Source organism: Arthrobacter rhizophilus (assembly GCF_026241105.1).
GTDB lineage: Bacteria > Actinomycetota > Actinomycetes > Actinomycetales > Micrococcaceae > Arthrobacter.
On the sequence record NZ_JAPFFT010000009.1, the window covers coordinates 163,481 to 170,239 of the forward strand.

Genomic DNA, 6,759 nt, shown 5'->3' on the forward strand with positions numbered 1-6,759 from the left:
TCTATCGCCTCCCGAGCGGCAGGGCTTCGACACCGAACACTGCCGGCGACACGGCGATACCTAGTTCGGCAAAGCGATCAAGGAACCGTGGACGTATTCCAGTCGGAATCGGTTTGCCAAGGAAACGTCCGTGTTGGTCGATCCCCGCGGAGTAGTCGAACAAGAAGGCATCCTGCAAGGTCACGATCTCTCCCTCCATGCCCTGCACTTCGGTGACGTGGGTGACTCGGCGGCTGCCGTCGCGCAAACGCGTGACTTGGACGAGAAGGTCCACCGCGGAGGACACTTGCTCACGGATGGCACGGAGCGGAAGATCCATTCCTGCCATGAGTACGAGCGTCTCCAGGCGCGCAATGGCGTCGCGCGGTGAGTTCGCGTGCACGGTTGAAAGCGACCCGTCGTGACCAGTGTTCATGGCCTGCAGCATGTCCAGGGACTCACCGCCACGAACCTCGCCCACAATGATTCGATCTGGCCGCATGCGGAGGGAATTGCGAACGAGTTCCCGTATGCCGATGGCACCCTTACCTTCGATGTTCGGAGGGCGGCTTTCCAAACGGACCACGTGTTGCTGCTGTAGCTGAAGTTCTACGGCATCTTCGATGGTCACGATGCGGTCTTCCTCAGGGATGAATGACGACAGCACGTTGAGCAAGGTGGTCTTACCGGTGCCGGTTCCTCCCGAGACGATGATGTTCAAGCGCGCGCGAACGCATGCGCTCAGCAGTTCCGCGATTTCAGGAGTGAGCGAACCCCACTCAATGAGGTTCTGTACCGTGAGGGGTACATGGCTGAATTTCCTGATGGTGAGGGATGGACCGTTCACCGCGAGCGGAGGAATGATCGCGTTGACACGGGAGCCGTCCTCCAGCCTCGCGTCCACGAGCGGGGACGATTCGTCGATGCGACGACCCACACGGGAGACGATTCGCTCAATGACTTTCCTAAGATGGTCGTCTGAACTGAACTGTGCTCCCGTCAAGGTGATGTGGCCATGGCGTTCGATGTAGATCTGGTCGAATCGATTGACCATGATCTCGGTGACTGAGGGATCTTCAAGCAGGCGCTGAAGGGGGCCGTAACCCATCACCTCGTCAGCGATCTCTCGAATGAGGCGTCTACGTTCCTCAGGCGAGAGCGGTACCTGCTCCTGGTCGATGACGGCCGACAGTTCATCAATGGCCGTGGCGCGAAGCTCATCTTCGGATGAAGATGTATCGCCAAACCGCGTTCCCATACGCTCAAACAGAGCCTGAGCTGCACGCTGTTTTAGTCCGGCCAAAGCATCGACGGCGGGCGATTCCTGGCCCCCGGTAAATGACAGTGGCGATGCCGTCCGAGCAACTGGCGTCAATGATGGGACCGCAGCAACCAGCGCAGGGGCCCCGGCGGGTGGCGACTCGATGCCCTTGGAAAAATCCGGGTTGGCACCCACCACTTCGGGAGAAGGATGTGAGCTGGAGAGTCGGGCTGAAAGTTTCATGACACAACCACCCGTCGGTGCTGTTGGTTGTGGGTGGTTGATACCCACTTTGGATCGAAGCGGTCTACGAGCTTCTTCAAGCCCTTTGCGGCGGAATCGCGTGTAGCGCCCTGCAGCACAGGGATTCCTCGATTGGTAGTGAAAGGCAGCGTCCGTGAACGGGGAATGACCGTGTCAATCGGTACCCCGATGGTTGCTTCGACATCCTGCACCGAGATTCCGCTTCTGCGATCGGCGAAGTTCAACACAGTATGTCTGCCTGCGGGGAGCAGCTGAAGTTCCTTCAGGACGCCGAAGCACTTGCGGAGGCCGCGTATGCTCGGGACGTCCATGCCGCATACCCATACGCCGTCTGTAGCCAGTTCCAACGTGGCCAGGCAATGTTCGCCGAGTCCGGGGGCCGTGTCCACGACAACATACTTGAATTCGCCGGCCAACTGATTGAGGAGCTGGGAAACGTGATCCGGCGTGATGTAGTCCGATTCTGCTGGCGTCCGTGGGGCACAAAGCGCGTAAATGCCCGCGGGGTGCACGGTGAGGAAGGCTTTGAGGACCATGGAATCCTGGGAAGCCGCCCCGCGGACTGCTTCAGTGATCGAATGCTCAGGTTCAAGCAACAACCCAGAAGCAACGTCCCCGAATTGCAGGTCAAGGTCAACGATGACGACGCCCATGGGCGCCAGCTTCCCCAACCCAATAGCCAGATTTGTTGCAACAGTGGTCTTCCCCACGCCACCTTTGGGCGACATGACGGCGACCACGCGTCCCCGCGATTGGCCGGGATCTGCAGCAGGGGCCATCCCACGGCGGCGGCTGGCTGAAGCTAGGCATGCTCGCTCAAGCAACACGCGGAGTTCGTTGACGTCTATTTCCGGAGCGACCACGTCGCGGATCCCGGAATGCATAGCCTTCAGAATGAGAGCCGGACTTGGTTCGGCAATAAGCAATAGGCTGATCTCCGGGTATTGGAGATCAAAGACGGTTGCGAGTTTCAAGGCGCTTTCCGGTGTAACTCCTGGGCCGAGAATCAGGACTTCCGGCGGTGCGCCATTGAGCTGTCCAAAGACGTCGTCCGGTCCGCCGGACAGGACGTCCGGAGACAGAGTCTGCAGTTCGCCGTGAAGGGCCCCGGCAATGGCCTGCCGCACGCGGCCTTCAAAATCCCGAACTGCTGTGATGGCTACAAAACGGCTCATCAGTACAGCCCTCCAAAGGTGGTGACCGGAGGATTGCTCTTCTTAGTGGTATCCGTTTGCTTGGCGAGCCAGAGAGTTCCGAATTCTGAACCGAAGACCATCTTTGAGGCGTCTGCGTCGCTCCTAGCCACAGTGACGAACGCAGATCCATTGGGCATTGCCACTGCAGGGTCCGTGGAAGTGGAACCGGCTTTCTGTGTTGCCGGTGGGGCCTGTTGCACGGCAGTCACAAGGACATCGTGGAAAAGAATTCCAGTTGACTGCTTCGATCCTGCCGGTATGTTCGTGCCGGCGGGCATGGCCTCGTCGGTCTTGAATGAGCTGTACACAGTGACTTTGTCACCAGCTGCAAGCCGCCCGCCCAGGATCCGTTCGGGTGTGAGCAGGAAAGTAACTTCTGTCATACCGTCGGGAACCGGTACTGTTCCCGGAACCAGTTCTCCTGGTGCCACTAGCCTGGATGCGATGAGCTGCTCCCCAGGTGCCAGGCTGACGGATGTGACCTTTCCGTTCTGACCGCTCAACTCATGGAGGGCGCCCGTGGTGATGGCTGACTGTGGTATGGACTTCAGCTCGACTTTGCTGCCGAGATCTTCGGCTTTTGTTCCAGCGGGAATTGCGTCCTTGACAACAAGTATATTTGTGGGTTCCATCCCTTTCGCTGCCCTGGCGTCGGCGCCCTGAACATAAACAACAAGTAGTACGGCTCCGACAACTGCCAGCAACAGCGCTGCAATGCCTCCCAGTAGGCGTGATTTCACTTGACTAGCTCCTTTCAAATCCCAGATCAGATGAGTTGGCTAAACAGGGCCCTAGAACTACCCCGTAAGCGCGATCACGGAAGCCCCGTAGTTGGGCAGTCCTCCGCCAATCGACATTCCCTCTTGGAGGGAAACAAGACGTACGAAATAGCCCTGAAGTCCGCGGCAGTTACCCGTACAGCTCGGCGCAGCAGGATCAACAACGGCACCCGAGCCGCTGAATTTGTAGCCGGTTACCTGGAATGCGCCGAATCCGACAAGGGTGTAGGTTGCATGGCTACCGTTGCCGGTGGCTGAGTTGAAGAGGGGAACCAGGACAGGTTTGGCCATCAGCGTCGAAAGAACGGCGTTGCAAGCGGGGTCGTTCGGGAAATGATTTCCGGGCTGGCCGGTGACTTGCGCTGAAATGTTGATGTTTGTAGAGCAACCCGTATTGGTAACGAGCCAGCCAAATCCGCCCGGCTCGTAGCCGTTCTGCGCTGCACATCCCGGGTACGTGGGGGCGTTCGTGTCGTAACGCATCAGGATATGGGTCGGCACCGGGTCGCCCGTGAAATTGCCAGTCGACTGCAGCTGCGCCAGCTGGCTCGGCGAGAGGTATTTCTTGAAGACGCACTCGCTCATCGTCCAGGGAAGGCTCGTGCCGCTCGAAGGCGCCCCCCAGGACGCTTGGGCAACGGCTCGAACGTCGGCCGAATTGATCCCCAGCACTCGCGCGAAGAACAAGGAAAAGCTGTTGGCACCTGTGCCGGCGTCGCGGGAGTTTGTTTCGACACGCACCGTGGTCGCCTGCGGGAAAGTGATGGAAGAGACTCCGCTTGAGCCGTCGTTGGCGTTACCGTTGGCAAGCTGTGACGCAGTCGTATTGGTATTCCCGCAATTGCCGGCCGCACAATCGTTGGCTATAGCGAGAGCCGAGGAATCGGCCCCGTTCTGCAGCTGGGCCTTCTCCGCATACAAGGCACCGACGTCGACGGCGAGGGCGGCGAAGCCGAGCAGGACCACGAGGAGGAAGGCGACGATCAGGGTCGTCGCCCCCTTCTCACTGCCGTCGGGAGATTCAACTTTCCGATGTCCAAGGAAGTGAGTACTCTTCAGCCGCCGCATTTCATCACCCCGACTCCAGTCATTGACAATGGAAAGATTCCAGGAATCCCGAAGGCTCCGCCATTCAGGAAACCCGTCAATGACGGAAGAGAGATCCTGGTGGTAACTGTGACGTTCGGAGTCGGCACGGACGAGCAACTTGAGGCGTTATTAGTGACCGTCATTCCCAGCCCGCTTAGTGATGGTGCAGCATTCTGCGCCGCGCCGGTGACGTCGGGGTTGGAGTCCTTGTAGTGGATGGCTGCATATCTTGCGCCTTCCCGGGCCGCCTGTGTCAAGGAGACCTGAACGTTCAGCACCCGGCCGAACTCAATGATTCCAATCAGAATCAGAAGCAGCAGCGGGAGGACAATCGCGAGTTCGACGGCTACTGCGCCGCGTTCTTTCTGTTTCGCTTTCAAGAACATCTCCCAGAATTGGGTCCCGAATAAGGAGAATCGCCCAGGTTCAACGTGGGTTCTTCGTATTAAGCGGTTTGGCTCCGGCAGCGGTTCGCACCACGACCGGAGCCAAACGATGATGTGAGGGCTAAAGGCTTGTTGTGACGCCTGCGAACATAGCCTTGATTGCTAGTCCCAGCGGACCAATGGCGGCCAGGACTACGACGGCGATAAGGGCGACCATGATGCCGTATTCCACCATCGTCGCCCCTTTCTCGGAATTGAGCCGTTCCTTGACCCCAGCGATGAATGAGACTACGGAGAGCATGAGAGATGACATTGGAAAACCTTTCCCAGATAAGTGACTTTGTCGACGAATTCCGGTTGCCCTATTTCTCGTGTGGCGTTCGGATTTCGATAGGACAAGAATTGCCCCTGGGCGGGTTAACAAACAATGCGTAGTGGTACTCGTCTTTTCTCTGAACTGCCGCGTCAACTACTCGTAAGAGGGGCGCGGGTACTTGGTTTTTCTGGCTAAGTACTACTCAAGCTCCGAGGCAGCGGTGGCCTGTGGGTCTGAAGAGAAGCCTGCGAAGATAGTCCGCACCTCGGGAAACGAGCAGTACCACTCCAGTTGCTGCGGCGAAGATGGGCCGGTCCTGAACCGCCTTGGAAGGCTTGATTCCGCGTCTCAGTAGCAACAGCAGCACCGTCGTAACCCCGCCCACCACGAACCCCAGCAGTCCCCCCTAGAACACTTGGCTCCAGACCAAGTGGCCCAAGTACATTCCGAGTGGCGCTGCGAGCTTTACACCGCCCATTCCGAGGCCTCCTGAGAAATTAATCCGCGAATTAGGTTCCCAAGGAACAAAATGTCGCCGCCCGCCGTCGCGCGCAGCAGTGCAGGCCGGTCTGGAACTCGCACAGCGGATGTAGTTAACAGTCAAGCCAGCAGCGAGCGTGCGGTTCGGATGCGCTCCGCCAGCCTCTATGCCGATCTGGCACTGGGCGCCCTGGAAACGAGAATCTGGTCGCAGGAACAGGCAGGAACCGGCTCGAGGACGCCGCACCAAACACGCCGGCGCTAGTGGCGCAGGATGGCCAGGGTGGGGCATTGAGTTCGTCGAAACCGACCAGCCACCGGGCTGACCCGACGTGCGGGGTGGTTGCGTCACGGCGGGAGGGAAGGAACAACGCTTCCAGCGGATCCGGGACACCCTTGTCGCCGGCCCCGTGGAGGTCCTCAGGTCCAAATACCGCTGGTACTGCGAAGACCGGCGTGCAGGAGGTTCTCGTTCGTTGACTGGGAACAGCTCAGGGTCTTGCTGCAAGGTCGAAGCCAACAACGCCGCGATCAAGAACAGCAAACGCACCGCCCTTAACGGTTACCGCAATCCAGTCAACTACAAATCGGTCATTCTCTTGAGAAGTGCCGTCAGGACGGCGGCATGACACTCATCCCGGGGAATCCCTTTCCCCACGAACCACCAAGAGTCCGCCAAGGAGCGGGGGATCCTGCCTGGCCGATGCGTGGCACGGGCAGGGGCGAACTGGGGCCACCCGGTCTTCACGGAAGCCCCGGAATCGAGGGATACTCCGAAGGACGTCGCCGTGGTCAGCCCTGCACGGGAGACCAGCGACGGGCCCCGTCCTGGCAACAGGAAGGGGCGGGAAACGGAGGTCGTCTTAAACACGCGAAGGGCGCTCCTTAACCCGGCGAAATGGCGGTCTCGAAAACCACTATTTCCCAGTTCAGGCGAGTTCTAGCGGTTGTTGCAACACCCCCTGAAAACCGGGAGTTGCAACAACCTTGGAAACACCACTGATAGACA

Annotated in this window: 7 protein-coding genes; all 7 read right to left on the reverse strand. The window is 59.0% G+C overall.

The genetic code is table 11. The features are described from left to right. Window position 1: 1 nt before the first annotated feature. Window positions 2–1,483, reverse strand: a complete 1,482-nt coding sequence (locus OOZ51_RS10215; RefSeq protein WP_265979362.1) for a TadA family conjugal transfer-associated ATPase — start codon at window positions 1,481–1,483, stop codon at window positions 2–4. Then, window positions 1,480–2,679: a CpaE/TadZ family protein gene (locus tag OOZ51_RS10220; RefSeq protein WP_265979363.1), complete on the reverse strand. Its 1,200-nt coding sequence runs from the start codon at window positions 2,677–2,679 to the stop codon at window positions 1,480–1,482. Before OOZ51_RS10220 ends, OOZ51_RS10215 begins: the two co-directional genes overlap by 4 nt. Then, entirely contained in the window at window positions 2,679–3,404 is a 726-nt protein-coding gene (gene cpaB, locus OOZ51_RS10225; RefSeq protein ID WP_265979364.1) for a Flp pilus assembly protein CpaB, read from the reverse strand. Before cpaB ends, OOZ51_RS10220 begins: the two co-directional genes overlap by 1 nt. 93 nt (window positions 3,405–3,497) lie before the next feature. Then, window positions 3,498–4,547, reverse strand: a complete 1,050-nt coding sequence (locus OOZ51_RS10230) for a pilus assembly protein TadG-related protein (protein ID WP_265979365.1) — start codon at window positions 4,545–4,547, stop codon at window positions 3,498–3,500. Further along, window positions 4,535–4,948 carry a TadE/TadG family type IV pilus assembly protein gene (locus OOZ51_RS10235; RefSeq protein WP_265979366.1) on the reverse strand — a complete coding sequence of 138 codons (414 nt, stop codon included), beginning with the start codon at window positions 4,946–4,948 and terminating at the stop codon, window positions 4,535–4,537. Before OOZ51_RS10235 ends, OOZ51_RS10230 begins: the two co-directional genes overlap by 13 nt. Before the next feature lie 127 nt (window positions 4,949–5,075). Then, complete coding sequence (locus tag OOZ51_RS10240) at window positions 5,076–5,267, reverse strand: Flp family type IVb pilin (RefSeq protein ID WP_265979368.1); 192 nt, start codon at window positions 5,265–5,267, stop codon at window positions 5,076–5,078. Window positions 5,268–6,330: 1,063 nt separating this feature from the next. Then, window positions 6,331–6,621, reverse strand: coding sequence for a hypothetical protein (locus OOZ51_RS10250; protein WP_265979369.1), 291 nt, complete (start codon window positions 6,619–6,621; stop codon window positions 6,331–6,333). Window positions 6,622–6,759 lie beyond the last annotated feature (138 nt).